The 25,007-nt window shown below is 40.8% G+C and carries 24 protein-coding genes and 1 tRNA gene; 13 read left to right on the top strand and 12 right to left on the bottom strand.

All coding sequences use genetic code 11. The annotated features are described in order from the left end of the window. The first annotated feature begins 248 nt into the window (after positions 1-248). Entirely contained in the window at positions 249-980 is a 732-nt protein-coding gene (locus tag ACX27_RS26180) for a peptidylprolyl isomerase (protein ID WP_062296747.1), read from the top strand. A gap of 61 nt (positions 981-1,041) precedes the next feature. On the opposite strand, the gene ACX27_RS26175 is transcribed toward ACX27_RS26180, so the two are convergent. Together ACX27_RS26175 and ACX27_RS26170 are read right to left on the bottom strand one after the other, a co-directional pair. After that, positions 1,042-1,869, bottom strand: a complete 828-nt coding sequence (locus tag ACX27_RS26175; RefSeq protein WP_062296745.1) for a hypothetical protein — start codon at positions 1,867-1,869, stop codon at positions 1,042-1,044. A gap of 381 nt (positions 1,870-2,250) precedes the next feature. Then, a complete protein-coding gene (locus ACX27_RS26170; RefSeq protein WP_062296743.1) occupies positions 2,251-2,604 on the bottom strand; it encodes a hypothetical protein in 354 nt (117 codons plus the stop codon). A 662-nt stretch (positions 2,605-3,266) separates the two neighbouring features. Between ACX27_RS26170 and ACX27_RS26165 the strand changes: the two genes are divergently transcribed. Further along, positions 3,267-6,380 (top strand): ABC transporter transmembrane domain-containing protein, encoded by a 3,114-nt coding sequence (locus tag ACX27_RS26165; protein ID WP_062296741.1) that lies wholly within the window; start codon positions 3,267-3,269, stop codon positions 6,378-6,380. A gap of 308 nt (positions 6,381-6,688) precedes the next feature. Continuing rightward, positions 6,689-6,994 carry a HetP family heterocyst commitment protein gene (locus tag ACX27_RS26160; RefSeq protein ID WP_062296740.1) on the top strand — a complete coding sequence of 102 codons (306 nt, stop codon included), beginning with the start codon at positions 6,689-6,691 and terminating at the stop codon, positions 6,992-6,994. Between the two features lie 301 nt (positions 6,995-7,295). On the opposite strand, the gene ACX27_RS26155 is transcribed toward ACX27_RS26160, so the two are convergent. Continuing rightward, a complete protein-coding gene (locus ACX27_RS26155; protein WP_062296738.1) occupies positions 7,296-8,204 on the bottom strand; it encodes a metallophosphoesterase family protein in 909 nt (302 codons plus the stop codon). A gap of 229 nt (positions 8,205-8,433) precedes the next feature. Between ACX27_RS26155 and ACX27_RS26150 the strand changes: the two genes are divergently transcribed. Both ACX27_RS26150 and ACX27_RS26145 read left to right on the top strand, forming a co-directional pair. Then, entirely contained in the window at positions 8,434-9,363 is a 930-nt protein-coding gene (locus ACX27_RS26150) for a hypothetical protein (RefSeq protein WP_062296736.1), read from the top strand. A 169-nt stretch (positions 9,364-9,532) separates the two neighbouring features. Continuing rightward, positions 9,533-9,823, top strand: a complete 291-nt coding sequence (locus ACX27_RS26145; RefSeq protein WP_062296734.1) for a helix-turn-helix domain-containing protein — start codon at positions 9,533-9,535, stop codon at positions 9,821-9,823. A 105-nt stretch (positions 9,824-9,928) separates the two neighbouring features. On the opposite strand, the gene ACX27_RS26140 is transcribed toward ACX27_RS26145, so the two are convergent. Next, positions 9,929-10,351 (bottom strand): hypothetical protein, encoded by a 423-nt coding sequence (locus ACX27_RS26140; RefSeq protein WP_062296732.1) that lies wholly within the window; start codon positions 10,349-10,351, stop codon positions 9,929-9,931. After that, positions 10,308-10,622, bottom strand: coding sequence for a hypothetical protein (locus ACX27_RS26135; RefSeq protein WP_062296730.1), 315 nt, complete (start codon positions 10,620-10,622; stop codon positions 10,308-10,310). The genes ACX27_RS26140 and ACX27_RS26135 overlap by 44 nt, the downstream gene beginning before the upstream one ends. A gap of 202 nt (positions 10,623-10,824) precedes the next feature. Between ACX27_RS26135 and ACX27_RS26130 the strand changes: the two genes are divergently transcribed. The 5 genes from ACX27_RS26130 (at position 10,825) to ACX27_RS26110 (ending at position 15,610) form a co-directional block, all read left to right on the top strand. Next, positions 10,825-11,808, top strand: coding sequence for an alpha-ketoacid dehydrogenase subunit beta (locus ACX27_RS26130; RefSeq protein WP_062296728.1), 984 nt, complete (start codon positions 10,825-10,827; stop codon positions 11,806-11,808). Positions 11,809-11,984: 176 nt separating this feature from the next. Beyond that, positions 11,985-13,409, top strand: coding sequence for a protein translocase subunit SecD (gene secD, locus ACX27_RS26125; protein WP_062296726.1), 1,425 nt, complete (start codon positions 11,985-11,987; stop codon positions 13,407-13,409). Next, complete coding sequence (gene secF, locus ACX27_RS26120; protein ID WP_062296724.1) at positions 13,406-14,392, top strand: protein translocase subunit SecF; 987 nt, start codon at positions 13,406-13,408, stop codon at positions 14,390-14,392. The genes secD and secF overlap by 4 nt, the downstream gene beginning before the upstream one ends. A gap of 145 nt (positions 14,393-14,537) precedes the next feature. Beyond that, positions 14,538-14,930, top strand: coding sequence for a hypothetical protein (locus tag ACX27_RS26115; protein WP_062296722.1), 393 nt, complete (start codon positions 14,538-14,540; stop codon positions 14,928-14,930). Between the two features lie 218 nt (positions 14,931-15,148). Continuing rightward, positions 15,149-15,610, top strand: a complete 462-nt coding sequence (locus tag ACX27_RS26110) for a GNAT family N-acetyltransferase (RefSeq protein WP_062298585.1) — start codon at positions 15,149-15,151, stop codon at positions 15,608-15,610. Positions 15,611-15,785: 175 nt separating this feature from the next. Here the strand turns inward: ACX27_RS26110 and ACX27_RS26105 are convergent, their stop codons facing one another. From ACX27_RS26105 to ACX27_RS26080, 6 genes are all read right to left on the bottom strand, one after another. Next, positions 15,786-16,682 (bottom strand): sensor histidine kinase, encoded by an 897-nt coding sequence (locus tag ACX27_RS26105; RefSeq protein ID WP_062296720.1) that lies wholly within the window; start codon positions 16,680-16,682, stop codon positions 15,786-15,788. Positions 16,683-16,721: 39 nt separating this feature from the next. Next, the gene (locus tag ACX27_RS26100; RefSeq protein ID WP_062296719.1) at positions 16,722-17,309 is read right to left on the bottom strand and encodes an L-threonylcarbamoyladenylate synthase; all 588 of its coding nucleotides are present in this window, start codon (positions 17,307-17,309) and stop codon (positions 16,722-16,724) included. A 390-nt stretch (positions 17,310-17,699) separates the two neighbouring features. Next, positions 17,700-18,629 carry a peptide chain release factor N(5)-glutamine methyltransferase gene (gene prmC, locus ACX27_RS26095; protein ID WP_062296717.1) on the bottom strand — a complete coding sequence of 310 codons (930 nt, stop codon included), beginning with the start codon at positions 18,627-18,629 and terminating at the stop codon, positions 17,700-17,702. 3 nt (positions 18,630-18,632) lie between these two features. Beyond that, entirely contained in the window at positions 18,633-19,448 is an 816-nt protein-coding gene (locus ACX27_RS26090; protein ID WP_062296715.1) for a Tic22 family protein, read from the bottom strand. Positions 19,449-20,126: 678 nt separating this feature from the next. Further along, positions 20,127-20,200, bottom strand: a tRNA-Pro gene (locus tag ACX27_RS26085). A gap of 227 nt (positions 20,201-20,427) precedes the next feature. Further along, positions 20,428-20,970 (bottom strand): GNAT family N-acetyltransferase, encoded by a 543-nt coding sequence (locus ACX27_RS26080; RefSeq protein WP_062296713.1) that lies wholly within the window; start codon positions 20,968-20,970, stop codon positions 20,428-20,430. A 348-nt stretch (positions 20,971-21,318) separates the two neighbouring features. Here ACX27_RS26080 and ACX27_RS26075 point away from each other — a divergent pair, with 348 nt between their 5' ends. Together ACX27_RS26075 and ACX27_RS26070 are read left to right on the top strand one after the other, a co-directional pair. After that, positions 21,319-22,038, top strand: coding sequence for a hypothetical protein (locus tag ACX27_RS26075; RefSeq protein ID WP_062296711.1), 720 nt, complete (start codon positions 21,319-21,321; stop codon positions 22,036-22,038). A 295-nt stretch (positions 22,039-22,333) separates the two neighbouring features. After that, positions 22,334-23,266, top strand: coding sequence for an alpha/beta fold hydrolase (locus tag ACX27_RS26070; protein WP_062296709.1), 933 nt, complete (start codon positions 22,334-22,336; stop codon positions 23,264-23,266). A gap of 24 nt (positions 23,267-23,290) precedes the next feature. Here the strand turns inward: ACX27_RS26070 and tsaD are convergent, their stop codons facing one another. Further along, positions 23,291-24,334 (bottom strand): tRNA (adenosine(37)-N6)-threonylcarbamoyltransferase complex transferase subunit TsaD, encoded by a 1,044-nt coding sequence (tsaD, locus tag ACX27_RS26065; RefSeq protein WP_062296707.1) that lies wholly within the window; start codon positions 24,332-24,334, stop codon positions 23,291-23,293. Positions 24,335-24,510: 176 nt separating this feature from the next. Here tsaD and ACX27_RS26060 point away from each other — a divergent pair, with 176 nt between their 5' ends. Further along, positions 24,511-25,005, top strand: a complete 495-nt coding sequence (locus ACX27_RS26060) for a Photosystem I reaction center subunit III (RefSeq protein WP_062298584.1) — start codon at positions 24,511-24,513, stop codon at positions 25,003-25,005. The last annotated feature ends 2 nt before the right edge of the window (positions 25,006-25,007 follow it).

The raw sequence follows: 25,007 nt of genomic DNA, 5'->3' as shown, positions 1-25,007 counted from the left end.
CCCCTAAATCCACGCCACTTGCTTCAACGGGGGGAACCTCCGCAACGCAGTGGCTCCCCTTAAAAAGGGGGACTTGAAGAAAATTCCCCCCTTTTTAAGGGGGGTTAGGGGGGATCGAAATGCTACTAGACAACCTGAGTAAGACTTGTGTGTACACCGTAGCCTCGTAGGAGAGGGGCTGGGGGTGAAGTCAAAAAAGCATTGATCGAACTCACTTTAAATTTGCAACAACCCAAAATTTTATTTATATGATTGAATTTAAAGGTAAATTCATTTCCCCTACAGAAGTTATTACATATCTCAAAAATAATCTGCAAATCCGAGAATTATGTAATCACATCTTATGTCAAAAAATTATTAATAAAGCTGCTGAAGAAAAAAACATCCAAGTAAGCCCAGAAGAAATTCAAATAGAAGCTGAGAGACTACGTTATGAAAAACGTTTAGTTAAAGCTAGTGAAACTTTAGGATGGTTAGCCGATAATCTAATTTCCTCTGAAGATTGGGAAGCAGGAATTCGTGATCACCTGTTGCAGAAAAAATTAGCCGAACATTTATTTGGTCAACAAGTAGAAAAATATTTTTGGGAAAATAAACTTAATTACGATCAAGTTTTACTTTATCAAATAGTTTTATCCTCTCAAAACTTAGCCCAAGAGATTTACTATCAAATCGAAGAATGTGAACTCAGCTTTTATGAAGCTGCTCACATTTATGATGTTGATGAAACACGCAGAAATCGCTGTGGTTATGAGGGCAAATTTTACCGTTGGAGCTTTGAGCCAAATGTAGCCGCAGTCATATTTAACGCCCAACCAAAAGAATTACTTGGCCCGATCGCAATCAAGCAAAATAGTTATATTTTTATGGTAGAAGATTTTATGCCTGCTGAATTAACCCCTGAAAGACATCAAGAAATTATCAATAAAATGTTTCAGGAATGGTTGGCATCAGAATTAAATTATCTGCTGTATGCTTAAAACATTAAAGGAGATGGCGATCGCCATCTCCTCTAATGCAGAAAACAAGATTAATTTAATACTACTTTTTTTCTGATAAACAAGCTTCGCTACTTTTTTGCCGCTTCCTTTTTAATCCAAGGCTAATTGCACCCCACCCAAAAATTAGCGCAGGTAACATAGAAGGAGTAGGAACTGCAACTTTAGATTGAGTTGAATTGTATACTACTAAAGCTATAGTAGTTTGATCCTGAAAATAATGGTTTAGAGAACCGTTAAAAGCTGTTGTTGTAAATTCTTGTTCTCCAGCTATATTAGAGCTAGTAAATGCACCAAATTTGACATTCTTGCTGTTTTGATATGTCAGAATATCATTGCCTGCTGTTGTTAAACTTCCGGCAATTTGAAAATAATCTAAGACATTGTTATTAGCAAGATTAATTAATGCAAAACCTAAATTTCCACTACCACTTGCAATCTCCTGCTGTGGATTATCTGTAAAAGTTGCTAGATTTAAATCACCTGTGAAATTAAAAGAAAAATGGGTATTGTTATTTACATCAAAAACACCTTGTATTGTAGATTTACTGTTTCCTATACCCAAGTAACCATTGTTTTCACCAAAAGCTTGATTGGAAGTTGAACTATATCCTACTGGTGGGGTAGTTCCTAAATAAGCGATCGCATCAGCATTAGTAGCTACATTACCCCCATTAAAAATTGATGTAGCGTTAGTGTCCGTATTAGTAAAAGTGCTTGTAGGGCTTTGACTAAAATTGGTAAATAATAACCTTCCTTGAGACAAAGCAATAGTAGCAGCTTGACTAGGCGAAGTTAATAAAACTGAACTAGCTAACCAAGATGTAGTAAGTAATAAAAATCGGTGTGTGAATCCCAAATATTTCTGCATACAATCCTCAATGAAGCTGGTAGAGCGATCGCACGACCTAAAAACCTAATATCCAGGTTTAAAAAATGCGACAAATATATCGGCAGTATTATTTTGAAATAGAAAACCACTGATAACTCTTAAATCTTGAGTTTTCAGTGGTTTCCGATTAGCAATCTGCTATCATCAATTTTGATGATGTAAGATAGTTTGTAGTAAGTAGTCTTCTTGGGAAAAACATTAAATGTATCTACCGCTTTACCACTTACTACAAAACTATTTTTAACCCGTAGTTTTTGGCTGAGAAACGGCGTTATAATGCAATACTATGCAAATTTTTTTGTTTGCACTTCTTGATTGTACTGTAAGTAGCTAATAGGCAGTAAAACCTATTTTTAATTATCAACCTCTACTAACGAGGTTGATCACTGCGCCAGAAGAACTTTGAGAGAATGAGCCACCTCCAAGACTGGTTACAGCTACTGTATCAGCCTTGGAATAAGAATAAGTGGGTACAAGAGAAACACCATTAGGAAGGACAAAGGGGTTAATTGCATTACCCTTAGCACCAGCAGCCGCAGAGTTGTTATTAGTAAAGGGATCGGTAACTTCGGTTACAAAGTTATTGGTGGAATTGAAAATAGTGTTAATGGTGTCAGTTTGAGTATAGTTGAGAGGATTGAAACCACTTACTACGCCACCTTGAACGTTAGCAACTTCAACAATTTCTAAAATTTCTAAATCAGAAATAATCATTGTGTTCTCCTGGGAATGAAATTGGAGTTAATTCTTGGGAATTTTTGCTGCAACCAACTTTTGTTTGGTCACATTAACTAAGATAAAGCATTTTTAATTAGAGTCAATATGTTTAGACTAAATTACTGCCATTTTGGCTGCAAAATATTCAGCTAAATATTGAAGTTATGATTTTCCTTAATTCAACTTACTCATAAAGTTAATTCCGAAATAGTATTGCCAAAATGGCAATACTATTTAAGCCAAAATCACTATTATATTTTGCTAGTAAACTTGTATACATTGAAGTCATGAATAATAGAAATATCAATCTATAAATCAGACTGATAAACAAAAAATATTCATAGTAATTAGTGAAAATCAATAATAAAAATTGCTTTTAAAAATTAATTGCTATTAATAGCATCTCAGAGGATGTTTGGAAAGTCATTAAAGATACTAAAAACCCCTCTCCAAACCTCTCTCCGCTTAGGGGAGAGGCTTTGAAAACACCCTGCCATTTCCTTGTGGGAAAGGGGAGGCTCACGGAGTTAGATTTTAAAATCTTGTTGTTAACAATAATACTTTTCAAACAACCTCTTAGAAGCATGGTTATTAATCCACTGCTTCTATATATAAGGACTATGAATTTTAAGTATTGAAGAAGATTTTTTTAAGAAAATATGAAACAAATATTAGGAACTGAAGAATATAACCTTTCAGTACAGCCTCGCAACGATCGCCAACTATTATCGGATATTCTTTTGAGTTGGTTATCTAACAATGACAAGTTAGTGCGGAACTTATCACCAGCTTTTGAAATCCGGGATTTTAACCTGGGGGATGAGCTTGTTGATCAAGCAGAAAATGCTCCAGGTTGTTATATCATTTGCCAAGGCCAAGTGCGGCTAGTCAGCTGGAATGCAACCTTACAAAAAGAAGTAGCAACTTCTTTATTAGGAGTTGGAGAAACTTACGGTGCAGATGAACTGTTTACCGATGAAACTTTAACTTATCGTGCGATCGCAGCTAGTGCAGGTACGCTGGCTTTTATCCCCACAGCCAACCTCAAACAGTGGTGCGATCGCTTACCGCAACTGCAAGACTATCTGAGTCATAGAATAGCAATGCGACAAACTCTGCTATTCTTCAAAACATCTGTTACTATACCGCATACCAAACTTTCCAGTCATACCCTCAAAGAATTTGTACCTTACTTAGAGCAAATAAAAGTCAGTGCTGGTTCAGTACTGTCTCAGTCAACTCCCAATGAGGATGGACGTTTCTGGCTGCGTAGTGGCGAAATTCACAGTCTAGAAAATCCCTCAGCACCATTTCCGAGTATTGGTAACAGTTGGGGATATCCTGAGCCAATACCAACTGATTGGATTGCTAAAACTGATTTAGTAATTTATAAACTAGCGATCGCCCAATGGGAAAAAGCTAAAGCGATCGCGCCACAATTATTAGGTGTATCTTCCCAGCAGATAATCGCAGACAAAACGACAACCACTCGTCAACGCCACAAAAATCCTGTCGCAACTACACACACCACCAATCTGCAACAGCCATCTGCAAAAGCCCAGTCTAATCTCATAACCTTTCCCCTACCCAGTAAACAACGCCGTCCCTTGTTTGGTCAGCGTTACCCATTCATTCAGCAGCAAAGTACTGCTGATTGCGGCCCTGCATGCTTGGCGATGATCTCCCGCTACTGGGGTAAAAAATTTAATATCAATATTCTCCGAAATATCTCAAATGTTGGTCGTGGCGGAGCCTCCCTCAGAAGTTTAGCCAACGCCGCAGAAAGTATAGGTTTTCAAGCTCGGCCAGTACGCGCCAGTCTCAACCGCATAGCCAATCAAAAACATCCTTGGATTGCCCACTGGCAAGGCGACCATTATATAGTTGTTTATCGAGTGCGGAAAAATTGTGTTATTGTTTCTGACCCTGCTATTGGGCGTAAAAAGCTAAATATCAAAGATTTTCAAGCTGGCTGGACTGGATACGCACTCTTACTAACTCCTACACCTCAATTCCAAGCTGTACAATCTACCAAACCATCGTTAGGGCGATTTTGGAGCGCATTTTTACCTTACCGTTCACTGTTGCTACCCATTATCGTTGCTTCTTTGCTGCTGCAAATGTTTGGTTTGGTAACTCCCCTGTTAACTCAAGTCATTCTTGACCAGGTAGTAGTTCATAAAAGTCTCAGCACCTTACACGTTTTTATCATCGGTTCGTTGGTATTTAGTCTCTGGCGCATTGGTTTGGGAAGCATTCGCCAATATATGCTCGACTATTTCTCCAACCGAGTAGACTTGAGTTTGATTACTGGCTTTATTACTCATACCCTGAATTTACCGCTTCAGTTTTTTGCTACTCGCCACGTAGGGGATATTATCACCCGCGTTCAAGAAAACCAAAAAATTCAGGTGTTTCTGACGCGACAAGCAGTTGCAGCTTGGCTAGATGCACTAACAGCAGTTGTCTATGTCGGACTCATGGCATATTACAACTTGCAATTAACTTTTTTAGTACTGGCACTATTACCACCGATTATTTTGTTGACAGTAATTGCCAGTCCGATTTTACGTCAGGTATCGCGGGAAATTTTTAATGAAGCCGCAAAGCAAAACTCTTCATTAGTAGAAATGCTCACAGGCGTGGCCACAGTCAAAGCCGCCGCCGCCGAACGCGAACTGCGCTGGCGCTGGGAAGACCACTTTACTAGTACAGTCAATGCTAAATTTCGCGGTCAGAAATTAGCGATTACTTTACAAGTAATTAGCGGATTAATTAATACATTAGGTAGTACCGCATTACTGTGGTATTCAGCAACCTTAGTAATTCAAGACCAACTCAGCATAGGTCAATTAGTCGCTTTCAATATGCTGATTGGTAATGTAATTGGCCCTGTTTTATCACTAGTGAATCTTTGGGATGAATTTCAAGAAGTGCTAGTTTCCGTAGAGCGGTTAGATGATATTTTTAGCACTCAACCAGAAGAAACTGCGGAAAAATCCATGTTGGTTCTACCGAACCTCCGAGGAGAAGTACGATTTGAAAATATGACTTTTCGTTATAGTGCCGATGACGATCGCAATATCCTGCAAAATATTTCTTTAGCAGCAAACCCTGGTCAAACTATTGCCATTGTTGGTCGTAGCGGTTCTGGCAAGAGTACATTAGTCAATCTCTTGCAGGGGTTATATTATCCCACTAGTGGCAAAATTTTAGTAGATGGACATGATATCCGTCATGTTTCCCCTCAATCTTTGCGTCGCCAATTGGGCGTTGTCCCCCAAGAGTGCTTTTTATTTTCTGGGACGATTCTCGAAAATATCACCTTATATCGTCCAGAGTATAGTTTAGAACAGGTAATTGAAGTTAGTAAGCTGGCAGAAGCCCACGCTTTTATTCAAACTTTACCCCTAGGCTACAACACCAAAGTCGGCGAACGCGGTTCTAGTCTTTCTGGGGGACAACGCCAAAGAATTGCGATCGCTCGTGCTATTCTAAGCAATCCCCGCATCCTGATTTTAGATGAAGCTACCAGTTCTTTAGACACCGAATCAGAGCGACGTTTTCAACAAAATCTTCTCCGCATCAGTCGCGTGAGCGAAACAGAGGCTCGTACCACTTTTATTATTGCTCACCGCCTCTCAACCGTGCGTAATGCTGACCACATTATTGTGCTAGATAAAGGTGTTATTGCTGAACAAGGTAATCACGAAGAACTGATGACACTTCAAGGACTTTACTATCATCTTATAAAGCAGCAAATTGATGTATAAACAATAGATACCTGCTGCTGTCTCATACTAATCTTTTGTCAACTCTTGGTGCTTTCTGTTGAAAAAATGCCAATTTGGCTAAATAGGCAGCAAAATAAAGATTATTCTGTGTATTAGGTAACTATTCATTAGGCAAATTTCTGATAACGAATCTGGATGGTTTTAGAAGAGGAACAAAAGCAACTTGGCCTCAAGAGATAAATTCTCCTCACTCAGCAATATTACTGTTCAAGCAACTCATCAAACTTCAAACATCCAGGCAGAATCTAGTTATTAAATTTCAGTTAAGCACCACTACAGGGTTAGCCATGAACTACCAAGTACCTTCTTCTCAAAACAACTGTCACAGTTTGATTACTCCTGAACAGTTAGAGCAAGTAATTGAAGCTATTAGTGATGGTAGATATTCTTGGGCTTGTGTATTAATTTTGCGTTTTATTGGATACAACCCGCTTCACTTTATGCCTCAAAGAACTTACAGCCGTCTGATAAAAGAACAGAACCAATATATGGCGACAGAATTAAATTCTGATAATAATGTTAGTTCTTCGATTAATAACACTAATATTCCCGAAAAAAATGCAGAATATAAAAAAATCAAATTCTCTGGATAAATCTGATATTAAATCAGAAAATATCCAAGGGATGAATGTACTATATCTAAAATCAAATATGTCTAACCTTTATTCATCAAAAGGCGAAGATATACAAAACTAATTTTTAAAAATAGCGGATAAAAAAATATTATACCCAATCATTACCTGTGAATTTATCTGGAATATTAAATAAATTGGTGTGATTATTTCATTGTTAAATCACACCTATATATTATGGAAATAGTTTTGCAATCAATAATTTGGTGGATTATAACCACCTTTAACTTTGCGTCTTAGCGCGAAATTTTATCTAACTTAACTAAGCAGTTTTAATCGGAATAACACCCTGATCAAAAACACGATTATCAGTACCAATAGCCTTAATTTCTATTCTATCGGCATACACTTCATAAGCTGCAAAACTCAAACTAGAAGCAGAATACTCAGTCCATTCAGAACGACCAACAGGACGAGTTCCAGCACCGCCACCAGTAATTAAATAAGTTGTACCATTAATAGATTTAGTTCGTTCATAATGGTGTTCATGCCCATTAATATAAAGTTGCACACCATATTTTTGAAACAAAGGTGTAAAAACTTTAATAAACCCTGGATTATTACCATAAACACCAGAAGCGTAAACTGGATGATGACCAAATACAACTTTCCAATGTGCATCACTGCGACTTAATTCCTGTTCTAACCAAGGTAATTGTTTTTTCCAATCAGCATTACTGTTAGTATCTAAAGCAAAAAACTGGACTTGATTACGGCGAAATGTATAGTAACGTTTTCCCTGCATATTAAAGCCGGGATATTTAAGTTGTAGCTCACCGTTAGCTGTCCGAATATCGTGATTACCTAAACAGGCTTGAAACTTTACACCTTTTTTCAATAAAGGTTGATAAGGACGTTCAAAAACTGACCCAATTTTTTCGATTTCGCCATTGTTATAAATATTATCGCCAGCTAAAACCACTAAATTATATGGGTTTTGCTTGTGATAAAAATTCATTGCTTCAGCTACAGCATATTGTCCTTTGGCACCAGTCCCGGTATCTGCCACAGACACAAAACGCAATAGTAAATCTTTGTTTGCTGGTTTAGCTGCTGTGGCGACAGAATCATCGGAAGAAATATTGTGATGAGCTAAAGTCCAACCGATGATTCCTGTACCAACAGATCCCAAGCCACTTAAAGATAAAAATTGACGGCGTTTCAGTTTCATAATTTATAAAGTCTAAAGTGTGAAGTATGAATGCTGTATTCAGGCATCAATATTGTTATACAAGCACGCAGTATAAGATACATTAAGGCAAAACAGACAGATACAGTTTGATGTATGGTAGTCGAAGCATAGATGAGGAAAAATATTAGTAACCTGTAACCTATCACCTATCACCTATCACCTGCTATATATTGTTTGTCTTTGATTCGCTGCTGTTGGTGAAAGTTCCATGTCACGAGACAACCAAAACTCACAACCGTCTTCTCCCCAAGAACCTTACCCCAGAAAGCCGCCAATTTGGAAGGCGGCTATTATCCAAGTGTTGCGGGGGACAATTGGGGTTTTAGAAACAGCTGTGGTGAAATTAGAGGCTGAGTCATCTACAACAAATACAACTTGGCAACAGTTCCAGTTAGTCTGGAGTGGAATATTAGCTAAAATTCGCTCTTTATTACCAGCAAGTTTCTCTAGAAAGTTGTCAGACACAACTTTGACAGGAATTATTACTGGCATTACTTTAGTTTTGGTTATTGGGACAACTTCTAGCTTATTTTCGAGTAAACCTACGGAAATTGCTACCATTCCGCCTGTTGAGGAAGTTCCTGTACCTACACCAACACCAACTATTCCGCCAGAGTCTACAATATCAGAACCTCAGCTTCCAGTAAAAGTTACTCCTGTGCCAGAAGTGGAAGTTACGCCAACACCGGAACCGGAAATTACTCCTACACCCACACCGGAACCACAAGCGGAAGTTACACCCACACCAGAACCAGAACCAGAAGTTACTCCAACACCGGAACCAGAAACGACACCCGCAGTAGAATTAACTCCAGAACAAATTTTGATTGCAGCGATTGAAAATCAAGTAGCAGAAATTAGCGATCGCTTTGCCTCTGGTCTGATACAGTCAATTCAAGCGAATTTTCGCACTAGCAATCTCATTATTAAAATTAATGACGATTGGTATTCTCTTAAAGAATCTCAACAAAACAAACTTGCAGCCGAAATATTACTACGTTCTCAAGAACTAAATTTTAGTCATTTAGAAATTTTCGATTCTCAAGATAGATTAGTCGCGCGTAACCCCATTGTCGGTAACGAGATGATTATTTTTAAACGTCGCACAGCAAATTCTACTATCTCAATTCATGGCTGACATTCATTGTATATTTAAACTCTTTATATTATGAATGTTATACCTCGTTTGCTAGAGGATCGGCGATCGCTTATAAAATAGGATAGTTAATAAATTCTTTGCAATTGGCTTAAACGCCAATCGATTTAATAAATAAATTCAAAATTATTATTAAAGGGAGCATGAAACTATGGATATGCAAGTCCTGAGAGAACGTGCCGGACTTAGCCGTGCAGAGGTGGCCTTCAGGCTTGCAATTAGTGAAACCAGTGTACGTAACTGGGAAGCCGGCCGCACGGAACCTACAATGACACCCAAAAAATATCTAGAGGCTATACGTCTATTTAGATGTACACCAGAAGAATTAGCCTCCGCCAGCGAAAAATCCATCAACCAACGCCATAAACGTAAACCCGGTAGACCAAAGCGTTTTTCCGAAAATCAAGTAGCGCCAGTCACAGATGCACCTGTTTGCAGTTAACTTTTTGCAGAATTCAGAATACAGAATCCAGCAGTCAGAATTAATTAACTTATATTTAGTAGACTCCTGATTTATTCTGAATTCTGACTCCTGAGTACTAAATTCTTAGTCTAACAGTGGTAGTTGTTTTGTTACCACCGCCTTCCGCTCAGGAATATTGATTTCAGTAACGAAATTTTTCGCCTCTGAGGTGTAAAAAACTAGTAAAGTAGAGTCATTAGGTTGATGGGTTCCTACTACTTGGTCTACTTGGCGGATAATTTCAGTATAACTTTTTCCGGCAAAATCAGAAACCGCAATAGTTTTGCGATCACTTGCTGTCAAGTGTTTGTCACCATCGCTGTCAGCCGTTACCACTTCATACCAAATTCCTTGCACCTTTTTAACAACATTTTCAGGAGGCGTTGATAAGCCTAATTGTTGATAGCGCAAAAACAACGAGTTATTGTTGGTAACTAACTTCCAAGCTGATTGATCACTGGTATTAAAAAATAAAAAAATTCCGAATGCTGGCAGCTTCTTTTTCATAGTAAGACTGACGATAATTTTGTTGGGAACTGATCGTCGCCATCAGGTAAGGTGTACCTCTAATCACTTCAAATAAAACCAAGTTAAATTTAACTTGAACATCAGAATCAGGTTCTAGATTAACTATGTCGCCAACATGACGTTCTCGAAATAATTCTTGATAAATTCGATAAGCTGCATAGCCTAATATCGAAAAAGTCATCAAGCCACAAAGTAAAATAATTATTGCTCGAATCGCAGTCAACAAACTCGGAAATCGAAATCTACTCATGTTCTGGATGATGCTGAATAACAGCGCGATATAACCTTAATTGTGACAAGTTATGTATATACTAAATAAACATTATTGAGTATTGAATTCAGTAGATTTACTAATATTTCAAAAACTCATCTCCAACTAGTGCGATCGCTCACCGTATTTGCTACGGCAGCGCGATAAGATTCTAAAACAACAGTCGTAACTAAAGGTTTAAATGGCAGAAACATTATTTTTCAACGCTCTGCGGGAAGCCATTGATGAAGAAATGGCGCGTGATTCCAGTGTATTTGTTCTGGGTGAAGACGTAGGACACTATGGCGGTTCCTATAAAGTCACCAAAGACTTGTACAAAAAGTATGGTGACTTGAGGGTTTTAGACACTCCCATCGCCGAAAATAGCTTTACTGGTATAGCAGTCGGGGCGGCCATGACTGGGTTGCGACCGATAATTGAAGGTATGAACATGGGCTTTCTGCTCTTAGCCTTCAACCAAATCTCCAACAACGCCGGGATGCTGCGCTATACTTCCGGCGGTAACTTTAAAATTCCAATGGTGATTCGCGGCCCTGGTGGTGTAGGTAGACAATTAGGCGCAGAACACTCCCAACGCCTAGAAGCTTACTTCCAAGCCGTACCTGGGTTAAAAATTGTGGCTTGTTCCACTCCCCATAACGCTAAAGGTTTACTCAAATCCGCTATCCGCGACGATAATCCTGTACTGTTCTTTGAGCATGTACTTTTGTATAACTTAAAAGAAAATTTACCAGAAGAAGAATACCTCCTGCCCTTAGATAAAGCAGAGGTCGTGCGTCAAGGCAAAGATGTCACAATTCTGACTTACTCCCGGATGCGTCATCATGTGATGCAAGCCGTGAAGCCTTTAGAAAAACAAGGTTACGACCCCGAAGTTATTGATTTAATATCACTCAAACCCCTTGATTTTGATACTATCGGTGCATCTATCCGCAAAACCCACCGCGTAATTGTTGTGGAAGAGTGTATGCGGACTGGCGGTATCGGTGCAGAACTAACTGCTTCCATTAACGATCGCCTCTTTGATGAATTAGATGCACCAGTGCTGCGTCTATCTTCCCAAGATATTCCCACACCTTACAACGGCGCTCTAGAGCGGCTCACCATCGTTCAGCCAGAACAAATCGTCGAAGCTGTACAGAAAATGGTCGCAATGCGTGTGTAAAAAATTCTGAAGTGTGAAGTCTGAAGTCTGAAAAAAGTCTGAAGTCTGAAATTTGAATTTCAACATAGCTGACAGCTAGACGCTTCGCGTCTACAGCTTTCATACTTCATACTTCACACTTTCCGTAACTCCATCAAAGAACGTTATTATAGCGTTTGTCAGTTGCGAGTTATGGTATGCAAAGACAGCAGTCACTATTAGCTTTGATATTAGTTTTGGTAATCGCTGCGATCGCGGTAATTGCCACAATTCCTATACCACTGGGGCTGGATTTACGCGGCGGTTCCCAGCTTACAATTCAAGTCAAACCCGCACCAGGGATGAAAGAAATCACCGAACGCGAATTAGAAGGCGTTCAAAAAGTCGTAGAAGGAAGAATTAACGGCCTTGGTGTTTCCGAACCAGTCATCCAAACCGTAGGTGCAGATAAAATTCTGGTACAGTTACCAGGGGTAAATGATCCCGAACAAGCAGAAAGAGTGCTAGGCGGTACAGCACAGTTAGAATTTCGTAAACAAAAACCTGGAACTGAAACTCAACTTTTTGCCTTTCAATCTTCACGCGCAGAACTGAAAGCCAAGCAGCAAGAATTACGCAATAGCACAGATAAAGCAGCAATTAACAAAAATCAAGAAGAATTACAAAAAAATAATCAAGCAATCCTGGAATTATTTGAAAGCACAGATCCTCCACTCAATGGTAAATACCTGCAAGATGCCTACGGTGAACCGACTCAACAAGGTAACAATTGGAATGTTGCCATTCGCTTTGAGCAGAAGGGTGGTGAATTATTCGCTGACCTTACCAAAAATCTAGCAGGTACAGGCCGTAGTATTGGAATTTTCCTCGATAACGAACTGATCAGCGCCCCTGTAGTCGGGCCAGAATTTGCCGCTACTGGGATTACTGGCGGTGCAGCCGTCATTACAGGCCGCTTTACCCCCCAACAAGCCAATGATTTAGGTGTGCAACTGCGTGGTGGTGCGTTACCCGTACCTGTGGAAATTGCTGAAATCCGCACCGTTGGGGCTACCTTGGGTAAAGACAGTATTATCAGCAGTATCTATGCTGGCAGTGGTGGTCTGCTTTTAGTATTAATATTTATGATTTTGTACTATAGACTACCAGGATTAATTGCGAATATTGCTCTGATTATCTACGCCATTCTTACTTGGGCTTGCTTTGCCTTGTTAGGTGTAACTCTGACATTGCCTGGTATTGCAGGTTTTATTCTAAGTATTGGTATGGCGGTAGATGCTAACGTGCTAATTTTTGAGCGCACCAGAGAAGAATTACAAGCAGGTAAGTCATTGTATCGCTCTGTGGAATCTGGCTTTTACCGCGCTTTTTCAAGTATCTTAGACGGTAACGTCACAACAGTGATTGCTTGTGCAGCGTTATTCTGGCTAGGTGCTGGTTTGGTGAAAGGCTTTGCGCTAACCTTGGCTTTGGGTGTAGCAGTGAGTATGTTTACTGCCATTACCTGTAGTCGTACCTTTATGTTTTTAGCAATTTCGATTCCTGCACTGCGAAAACCAGAATATTACTGTCCGAACTTGTCAGCATCAGGAGCATCTAATAAGACTGAGGTAGCGCAATGAAACTGAGTATTAACAAATCGCGATCGCTTTGGTGGACTATCTCTTGTGCAGTGATCCTCGCTGGCATCATCTCAATGGTGATTTCTTGGCAAAATCCAAATATCCGTGCGCCTCTACGTCCCAGTTTAGATTTTATCGGTGGTACAAGACTACAGTTTGAACGAGATTGCAGTCAACCAAAAAACTGTGAACAGCCAATTGATATCAACGTTGTTCGAGAAGTCGCCAAAGAACAAGGACTAGGTGATAGTAGTATCCAAATTGTTGCCGATCAAGAAACCAGAAAAGAAAACGGCATACTAATTCGGACAAAAAACTTAAATCGCGATCAGCGTACCCAGTTGCAAAATGCTTTAAGCGCCAAAGTTGGGACTTTTGACCAGCAGAAAAACCAAATTGACACAGTTGGGCCTACCTTGGGAAGAGAATTATTTACCTCTGGGATAATTGCTTTGGTGGTGTCCTTTGCGGGGATTATTGTCTACCTAGCTTTCCGATTCCAGTTAGATTATGCTGTCTTTGCGATTATTGCTCTGTTTCATGATGTGTTAATCACAGTAGGCATCTTCTCAATTTTAGGTCTGGTTTTGGGAACAGAAGTAGATAGCCTTTTCATCGTTGCTTTGCTAACAATTACTGGGTTTTCAGTCAACGACACAGTGGTAATTTACGATCGCATTCGTGAAACCCTCAAAACTAATCCTAACCGCCCAATTGCTGAGATTGTCGATGATGCCGTCAATCAAACCCTAAGTAGGTCAATCAACACTACCTTAACCACTTTATTGACCTTATTTGCCATCTTTCTGTTTGGGGGAGAAACCCTCAAAAACTTTGCCTTAGCCTTAATTATTGGTTTCATAGCCGGAGCTTACTCCAGTATTTTTATTGCTAGCACTCTCCTGGCTTTGTGGCGAGAACGTACCGGAAAACCTAATCTAGGCACCAACAGCGAAGCATTTGACGCATCAGCAGATAGTTAGTCCTAGGGGATTTTTGATTAACTTACTGGAGTGTTGTTGATACTGCTTCCACTTTTCTAAATTCAAAAACTACCCAAAATCTCGCATTTAAAATCAAAAATTGCTAACACTATTTGCATCCACGTCCGCGTGACCTTTTCCTGCTATGGATCAATCAGAACAACCATCAATTAATGACCCATCTTTTGCTAAACAAGTTCAGAAACTACATCAGCTGACAGTGTATGGCAGATGGTTATTTGTGACATTTTTATGGCTGCTGATTGCACCTGTGAGTCTGTGGAATTTACGCTCAGAAATTGCTCTGTGGCAACAATACTTTACCTGGGTAGCAGTGCGATATGGACTCATCTATCATCCCCTGTCTACCTTGGGTTTAAGTTTTTGTATTGCCATGACCATTTCTGTTTTAGTTTGGCAAAGCCGTAATATTTTAATGGGACTACCACAGCCGGAAAAAGAACGCCTAGAAAAACAAGTTTGTCGTATCCGCCAGCAAGGGCCTAGTCATCCTCTATGGAAGTTCATTTGTCAGTAAATCTGAGAATAGTTAAATAAATTTGTATATAGTTGCATTTCGCTATGCCTATGGAGAAATTTTCTGCACAATATGACTAAATATAGCGGTAGTCAGATATGTTAGAGCAATTTGAAAGCTTGAATGCCAGGAATAGTAGGACTTTTCCTCCTGCCTCCTGCCTTCTGCCTCCTGCTATCAAAGCAAACATACTTATTGGTGCAATTGAGTTGCTACACATGAACCATCCTCAGATTAAATTTAGCGATCGCCATTCTGACATCGACCTTTACCAGCTCCAAGAATTATTTAATATTGCAGCTTTTTGGGCAAAAGGACGTAGTATTGAGGATTTAAACATCGCTGTTACCAACAGCGACCCGGTAATTTCTTTATGGGATGACACAAAACTGGTTGGCTTTGCTAGAGCAACTTCTGATGGCATCTATCGCGCTACAATCTGGGATGTAGTCATTCACCCAGACTATCAAGGTAATGGGCTAGGTAGCAAATTAATCAATACAGTTTTGAACCATCCCCGGATGAAATGGGTGGAGCGAGTATATTTAATGACTACTCACCAACAAGAATTCTACAAAAAAATGGGCTTTACACCCAATAGCAGCACAACTATGGTGCTACATAACCAATCCAAACAGCTAAATTCCCTTTCCGCAGCAGAACTACAGTTTCAGGAATAGGGGCTAGAAGCTAGAGGTTAGAGGTTAGGGGCTAGGCAATAGAGGCTTTTTACTCAGCATTCAAAACTCATACCAATTTGAAAAAAGAATGCGACAGATAGAAATCAGGAAAGTCTTACTGGAGCTAGATTTATTAATTGCGAATTGCGAATTGCGAATTGGTATCAGCACTTTCTCAAGCTACAGGAATGGTAATTTGTACCCTAGTTAGTGACTCATTTGATTCTGAACTTGTTAACTTGGGAAGCATTTCTAGTTTTGCTCCCATAACTTCTAATAGTGTTTGATTGAGTAATAATTTCATTCCCGGAGAAAAGTTAGCCTTCTCATCTTGAATTTGAGGAGGCTTATTATTTTGCATTAAATCAATCGGCTCACTTTCAGGTAAAGCATGGGCAGGAATATCTAAATATATATGAGCTAGATTAGTAGTATCTGAAACTGTCGCCGAAACACAAATACTACCTTCTTGCATTTGGCTAATTGCAGAGTCTACTAAATTAACTAAAACTTGGCGTAACCAGCGATGATCTGCCAACACATAAACATCTGGATCTATGGGTGACATCTGCAAGGCAAAATTCCGATTCGCCGCCAGCATATAAGTTAAGTCTTTAACTTCTTGAAAAACTGTGTCTAAACAGCGCGGCTGAATATCTAATTTATTTGTACCGTATTCAGTTCGAGAAATGCTGAGAATTTCATCCATCAAATGCAGCAACTTCAAAGCTTTTTCGTGAGCTTGGGCGATAAATTCTCGTTCTTCTTCGGGATTTTCACATAAGTCTGACAAAATTAATTGATGCAAGCCAATTAAACTATTGAGTGGCGAGCGCAATTCATGAGTAGTGCGTGCTAAAAAACCCGCTTTAAACTGACTCATCTCCTGCGCCATTTGATAAGCCAACTGCGTTTGTTTGATTTCTTGCAGCAGTTGTGACACAGTTTCTTGTGATTCTGATATTACTGGTGATGTGTTAGGACTAGTGTTTGCTGACTTGGCAAATAACCAACGAAAACCGACTCCTAAGATGATTCCGACTGCAAGATATGCCCAGTTGCTCCAATTCATAATTTGGCAATTATTAACTTTTATTTGTGGATTTTTTGATTAATCCAGTGTGATGCTTCCTTGACGCAAAATTTGCCAGTTTTCTCCTGTCCACTTAGCAACAGTGGAAGGTACACCAACCCCAGAAATTTCCTCAATAAGTCCTTTCGTCTCTAAGGTTAACGCATCAGGAAATTGCATCGTAATTTCCGCCATCGTTTGTAAAGGTGGCTGTCCAGAAAAATTGGCACTGGTTGTTGCTAAAGGGCCTGTTTTTGCCAAAATAGAACGCGCGATCGCACTATTTGGAACTCGAATACCAACCGTCGTCGGATCAGTCGGGTTCATTTCTTGGGGCAAGCGATCGCTCGCTGGCAATACTAAAGTTAACGCCCCCGGCCAATATTTACTTACTACTTGTTGCCAAATTTCATATTCATGTTCACCACCCTTGACATAAGGCCATAAATCCTCCGCCTTAGCAGCCATCAAGATCAAAGGTTTATCCTGACTGCGCTGCTTGGCGGCAAAAATTAAACCAGCTTTTTCTGGCAAAGTCGCCAGTGCTGGGACAGTATCAGTCGGAAAACTCACTAAACAGCCAGCCTGTGCGCCTGCGATTAAATCTTCTATAGCAACTTGAGCCATATTTACCAATGTCAGAAGTTATGAATGAAAATACGTAATTTCTGTATTTTCACTCATAACTCCTGTCAGAGTGTATTTTCACATCTTGCACCGAACGATTAAAATCGCGGCTACACGAACAAAGCCTGCCTCCGCAGGCTCAAAAGGCTGGACTTTACGTTATTCCGTGTAGGCGGACTACCCTTCGGGAAGCCCTCCGGGTTCAGCAGTCGCTCATGGGGGAAACCCCCATGACCGCGCTGCTTCACCGCTTGCGTGTCTACGTTTTTATAGCCGCAAATTCCATTCGTCGGGGCTAAATTGATGCAGTGAGACGAAAAATCAATGGTTTAGGCAAGAGTGTATCTATCCAAAACCTTTCACCGCTATCTGTCACCTATCCCCTGTTCCCTATTCTCTGTTCCCTTTACTCACATACGCTAAAGCAAAACGTTCAACTCCTTCTAAATCAGTATGGATTTGAATATCGCTATAGCTACCTTGATTTTGCAAAAGTTCTCGCACCGCACCCGCTTGTCCCGCCATCATTTCAATCAGCCACACACCACCAGGACGCAAATAACTGGGAGACACTTCAATTAAATGACGGATATCATCTAAACCATCCGCACCACCATCTAATGCCAAATGTGGTTCATGCTGCTTCACTTCTGGTTCTAGGGTAGCCACAGTTTCAGTCGGGATATACGGCGGATTAGAAACCATTCCACTGATTTGGCCTTTGAGAGTTGTTAATGGTTCCCACCAAGAACCTTGATAAAAATGAATGCGGTTAGCAAATTCCAGATTTTTGGCGTTGGTTTGGGCAATTTCTAAAGCGGCTGCGCTGTAATCAACAGCATGAATCGTGGCGTTTGGCAACGCATCCGCCAGCCCAATCGCGATCGCACCGCTCCCAGTCCCCAAGTCTACCCAATGCCCTTGATCTAATGACTTGACAGCCTGACTTTGAGCGATCGCTGCTACTGCTAAATCAATGATGCACTCTGTCTCCGGTCGAGGAATTAACACCGCACTCGACACCGCCAGCATAAAGTTTCGCCAAGGTGTCACCCCGGCGATGTACTGCACTGGTAAGCGATCGCGCAATCGTTTCTGCCAAAGTTGTTCTAAATCTCTCAAAGACATGGCGATGGGTACTTCAGCCCAGTCTTTGAAAGATTCTAAACGCAGGGACAACCGGTCTAAACCAGCAATTTCTTGCAGCAGCCAATCAACTTCTAATGGGGGTACAGCAGCAGCGATCGCAGCTTGAATTGCTTGCTTACGCCACTGCCAAAGTTGTAACCCAGAAACTAAATATGGCTGTTGATCTGCCATGCTTTAACGTTTTGGCTTTGCAGGTTGGGCATTGTTATTCCCGCTATTACCAGAATTTCTAGGTAAAGTCCGAATATACTCTCTGGATTCTTGAGAAGGCACTAACACCACTTGCTTGAGCCAATCTTCGTTCTTATCTTGCAAAGTCTTGATTACGCCATCTATGTCTATAACCTGAATATCCGCCTTGGGATATTTGGGTTTGACTTGGTTTAACAAACCTTGGGCATCTTGCTTACTCACAAACAAAGGTACAACTTGTTCTTTGTCGTTTGTCAGTTTAATGGGTACATAGCCTTGATCTGGTGCAAAGCGAACTGCAAAAATAGGCACACTCCGAAACTGATCTACTTTTTGACCGCTTTGGTTCAATAATTCTAGTGCGCCTTTGACATCCTGATCTACTGGTTTAAAAGCAAATACCAAACGGTTAGGTTGGTTTTTGGTTTGTTGCAACTGCTGATAAATAATTCCCAACGGTACAGCTGTCACCTGGAGACTCTTGACAATTTCTGCCATTTTGGGATCGTTAGCGTTGGTAGTCCGCAGTTGATTAATAAAAGCCTGCGCTTCTTGACGGCTGAGATACACACCAGTGACTGAACCACCCAGTTTCTTACCATCTTGATTTTCTGGTAAAGGACGGCTCAAAGGTAATCCTTTATCATTGGTAATTAGATACACTGGTACTGAGTCTAGTTTTTCTTTGATTTGTTGTTCTGACAATGCCAGCACTGGGAGATTACCGACAAAAACTGTGCCTAACAGAGTACTCCCGATTAAACCCAATGTTGCGCCCCAGCGAACTAATGCTTTCATGACTACTCCTCGCGTCAATGGTTTTTAATTAAATCAGACTAATTGGTTGGATTTGCACAGCACTAACTTGTTTTAGTTATATAGCAATCCATTTGAGATGTAAAAACGCCACAATGGCTGTTAAATGGTCACAATCAACTCGCAAAATGGGAGATTTCTAAATTCTTGAGAACTCCTAAACTAGTTTTGTCGCAGTCAACTGTGCTGCAACCTGATTTTGTTATTTAGCTTTACCTGATTCCTGCACAAGAATTATAGATGCCTATTATAGACTGCTCTCAAAAAATGAAAACTTTTGCCTACCGTTGAGATGATTAATGCCATTTTATTGTCTTTCTCAAAAACCAGTGACGCGATCGCAAAATAATTCGTTCCATTTATTTATTGCCTATATCATTGCCTAAATCCATACCTAGACTTATTCTCGGCTGATTTTACTATTCAAGATATAATTCCTCAGCTTTTGGCAAAACCAAAAAAACTAAATTACTGTTTTCTGTAGTATCTACAATCTAATTGTTAAACTTAGTACACAATTCCCCTGCCAAAAAAAATTTTCCACTTCAAAGATAGTAAATTCTAATTACAACTTAAAAATATAAAGAAATATCCTATCTGTGTAATTACTCATAGATAGGATATTTCAATAAGCAATTTATTAAATTTAGATTAATCAAATCGGGATGACAGGATTTGAACCTGCGGCATCCTGCTCCCAAAGCAGGCGCGCTACCAAGCTGCGCTACATCCCGGATTTTTTAGCTGGGTGCGACTGACTTTGCTTTTCACATTACCAGACATTTAACTTAACACACAACCTTCGCCATTATAGCAGGCTTAACATCTATTTGCCAACCATTCACCTTAATTTAAGGTCAAAGGTTATGTATTAAGAAACTCTGAAAAAGCGATAAGTGGCAAGTGTTGAGTAAAAATACTAATCTCTAAACTCTAGCCCCTAGCCTCTATTCACAATATTTTAGTGAGGATACCAAAACATTCCCTTAATGCCTTCAGGGTCTGCCATAAAACCCATACTCCTATAAAAATCAACTACATGGGGATCAGCAAAGAGAGTGACATTACTGATTTCTTCACTTCTGAGTTTTTTGAGTACGTATTTCATTAGAGCTTTACCCAGCCCTTTACCTTGAAAGTCTGGATGAACTACTACATCCCAAATCGTGGCATTAAAAGCATGATCTGAGGTAGCGCGTGCAAAACCAATAAGCCGACGTTGGTTTCCTCGTACTTGCCACATTGAGGCAACGAGAAAACTATGCTCTATGGCTTTTTTCACTTTTCGCAAAGGACGACGTGACCAACCAACTGCATCACACAGTTCTTCTAATTCATACAAGTCAATATCTCTCTCAGTGCTGAAAACAATGCGTTCCGCGTTCCGCGCCGCCTCGCCATTAGCACTAGAGTTACCAAATTCCCCTGTATGCTCTTCAAAGGAAGTTGCTCTATTTGTCGTTACAGATTCAGGAGTACTAAACCAAGTTTTCCAAAAACCCATGCCAACGTGGTTCGGGTAGTATAACTGAATTGGCTACCACTCTTTTAAAGAGATGATACACGTTTTATCAAGCCAATGCCATCTTTACAACCCACACCCTGAGTTTTTCAGATTTTGTTGGGATCATTAATGGCAACAGCTTTTTATCGTGTGTTTTGTACCAATCATTTTCAACTTTAGCATTTTGTTGTAAAGTCCAGGGAAAATTCCCCAAAAGGCAAAGTTTTGAGAGTCAATTTTATATATGAATATTGGCTATTAAGTACTGGGTGTTGGGAATAATGTTTATTACTAGCACCCAGTCCGCAGCCCCCAGGTGAAAACAGCAAGCGAGTCTTACCCCCAACAATGGCTTCTGGTTTAAAATCTTCGACACTGGAACTCCTAAAACGCTTTAACCGAGCGTTTCCCCAGTTTTATGAGCAATTTGTCAGCAGTGAGATTCAACTGCAAAATCTCCGATTAGCTTACCGTCTTTATAAAACCAGACGTGCCGTTATCGAGTTGAAGCCGGAAGGTAGTAAAAGTGCGCTGCATTTTGCTTACCGTAACCAGTCCTTTCTCCTCAGTGATATTTTTGGTGTGCTGGCAGCTTATGGCTTGACTATCCACGGTCTGAGCCTGTACGGTCAAATTCGACCACCGATGTTAGTTTTCATCAAACTTTTGGTCTCTCGCGGTAGCAAAGCTTTGACAGAGAAAACCGCAGAAAATGTCTGTCGGGCAATTCGAGAGGCTTTAGGAGGGCGGTTTGAAGTCGAAGAAATGCTGGCCGTAGAATTTAATTTAGATGCTGGCTTAGAACAAGTACAAACTGAGTTTTATGTCGATCCAGTATTTCATCTGCCGGCTTTGGTAATTGAAGCCGATAATCAACCAGGATTGTTTTATAAAGTGATGTACGCTATCTGGCAGGAAGATTTGCTAGTAGTTAACGCGAATTTGTTGGTTTGGCGAGGACGCACGCGACTGATTCTCTATTTGTTGGGGCCAAATGAAAGCTTGATTCCTGAATATCTCGGACACAAAATTGCTGAAGGAGTCCGACAGCGTTTGTTGGGGAAATAATTCGCTAGTGTCAAATTAGAGACTAGAGGCTAGGGGCTAGAGACGAGATTGTTTCTGGGAAAAATAAATTGGGAATTGATAGAGACAGGTTGTGTGAATGAATCTGTGGGTAGATAAAATTCTGCGTCAAACCGCTTTTTGTAATTAACGACTTGAACCGGATGAGTGTTAAGTAAAACACTAACTTCTAGCCTCTAACCCCTAGCTTCTAGTCCCTAAACTCTAGCCCCTCATCCCTCTATACATTTTCGGTTCTGTATTTAGTCGTACCCATGCTTGGAGGTACGATATAAATATGGCAACCATAGAAATCTTAGGCGTTCCACACGCATACGAGTTAACGGCTCCCACTGCTTGCCCCCATGCTTTGGTATTCATCCACGGTTGGCTAAATAGTCGTGGGTACTGGCAACCTGTGATTTCCCGTCTGTCCGTAGATTTACAGTGTTTATCTTATGATTTACGCGGTTTTGGTGAGTCCCAATCTCATGCTGAAACTGATGTAAATCTTTTACAAAGTACTGTTGGTTTGACATCCCAATTGTTGGATAGTTCTAGTTCCCAATTTGATTCTCTGTATACACCAACTGCTTATGCTCAAGATTTAGCAGCTTTATTACAAGAGCTAAATATTACTAGTGCTTGGTTGATTGGGCATTCGTTGGGCGGGACGATCGCACTTTGGGCGGCTGCCTTACTACCTGATGTGGTTCAAGGTGTAATCTGTATCAACGCTGGTGGTGGTATTTATCTCAAGGAAGCATTTGAACAATTTCGTTCAGCAGGTCAGCGATTTTTACAAGTTCGTCCGCGCTGGCTATCCCAAGTACCTTTGATTGATTTGCTGTTTACTAGAGCCAGTGTAGCCCGCCCTTTAGACCGTTACTGGGCGCGTCAACGGGTGATAGATTTTGTGGTTGCTGACCCAGAAGCAGCGTTGGGAGCGTTATTAGATTCCACAACCGAAGAAGAAGTAAATCGCTTACCCCAGTTGGTCTCGCAATTAAAGCAGCCTGTATATTTTTTGGCTGGTGCCGATGATAAGGTCATGGAACCCAAGTATGTTCGCCATTTAGCCAGCTTTCATCGGCTTTTTCAATACTGTGGTGACAATGTGATTGAAATTCCTAATTGTGGACATTTAGCCATGTTAGAACAACCAGATGCCGTTGCCAGCCATATCCGGGCAATAGTCAATGGTCAAGAGTTTTGGATAAAGAACACATAACCATTGACAAAGCACAAATAACCATTATACCTGATACAACTTCATCACCTGACCCAGAGATAATCTCGATTCCACACCCAAGGTCAAGGGTGAGATATGACCGCGAGATAAATGGTCAGATGCGGCGCAGGCAATCATGGCGGCGTTATCGGTACAAAATTTCAGGGGTGGGAATAAAACACGCAGCTTATGTTCACTGGCGGCGGCTTGCAAGTGCTGTCTCAAGCCGCTATTTGCTGCTACTCCACCACCTACAGCAATGGTATTGAGACCATAGTCCAGGGCGCAAGCGATCGCTCTTTTAGTGAGTGCCTTGGCTACAGTTACCTGAAAACTAGCGGCTAAGTCTGCTACAGGCACTTGCCCACCATCTTTGTCAAATTGCTGTACTAACCTGAGTACGGCTGTCTTTAAGCCACTAAAACTGCCATCATAGCGATGAAATCCTCCACTGGGCAGCGAAACTTTTCCTTCTGGCAAGGCAAAAGCTTGGGGATCACCCTGCTGTGCTAACCTGTCAATTACAGGGCCACCTGGATAACCTAGATTTAACAAGCGTGCCACCTTATCAAAAGCTTCCCCTGCCGCATCATCACGCGTTTCACCCAGGGTTTCGTAGCTACCACAGTCTTTAACATAAATCAAGCTTGTATGTCCGCCTGAAACCAGTAAGCTAAGAAAAGGGGGATCTAAAGTTGGCTCACTCAAGTAAGTCGCGTAAATGTGGCCTTCGAGGTGATGGACTCCCAAAAATGGTTTATTGTGTACGATCGCTAAAGTTTTGGCAGCAGTTAACCCCACCAATAATGCTCCCACCAGACCAGGGGCGCAAGTGGCGGCGATGCCATCGATTTTTGACCAGCCTAACCCAGCCTGTTCCAGAGCTTGGGCGATCGCTTGGTTGATCGTCTCTAAATGCTGGCGTGATGCCACCTCTGGTACCACTCCACCATACTGCTGATGAAACGGAATTTGGGACGCGATAATACTACTGCGAACTTGACGATTGTTAACAATTGCGACGGCAGTTTCATCACAACTGGTTTCGATTGCTAAAACATTTGCCATCTGAGGGTTCTACTAGATAACGATTTGTTTGAGAAGCTTTAACTTTTATTTACTTAAACTTTACTCGGTTCCCAGGCAAGAGTATGATGACTTGCTAGTTAGCCAAATAAAGAATGTACAAGCCGCTTCGTTTTGTACAAAAAACTTTTTCTTTTGTAATAAAAGGAAACAACTCCATGCGACGATTGTTTGCTTTGATTTTAGCGATTTGTCTTTGGTTCAATTTTGCTCCACCAGCGAAAGCTCTAGGGGCTAATCTTACACCCTGCCAAGACAACCCCGCATTTCAAGCACTAGCTAAAAACGCCCGAAATACAACTGCCGATCCCCAATCCGGTCAAAAGAGATTTGAGCGATACTCTCAAGCACTCTGTGGCCCTGAAGGCTATCCTCACTTGATTGTTGATGGTCGTCTAGACCGCGCTGGTGACTTTTTGATTCCCAGCATTCTATTTCTCTACATTGCTGGCTGGATTGGTTGGGTAGGTCGTGCTTACCTAATCGCAGTGAGAAAAGAATCTGACACCGAACAAAAAGAAATCCAAATCGATTTGGCTTTGGCATTACCCCTAATTGCCACAGGTTTTGCTTGGCCAGCAGCCGCTTTGAAAGAATTCCTTTCTGGCGAATTAACTGCTAAAGATTCTGAGATCCCCGTTTCTCCTCGTTAGGT

The sequence above is a fragment of the Nostoc piscinale CENA21 genome, assembly GCF_001298445.1.
Taxonomy (GTDB): domain Bacteria; phylum Cyanobacteriota; class Cyanobacteriia; order Cyanobacteriales; family Nostocaceae; genus Nostoc_B; species Nostoc_B piscinale_A.
This window is presented reverse-complemented; position numbering and strand designations above follow the sequence as displayed.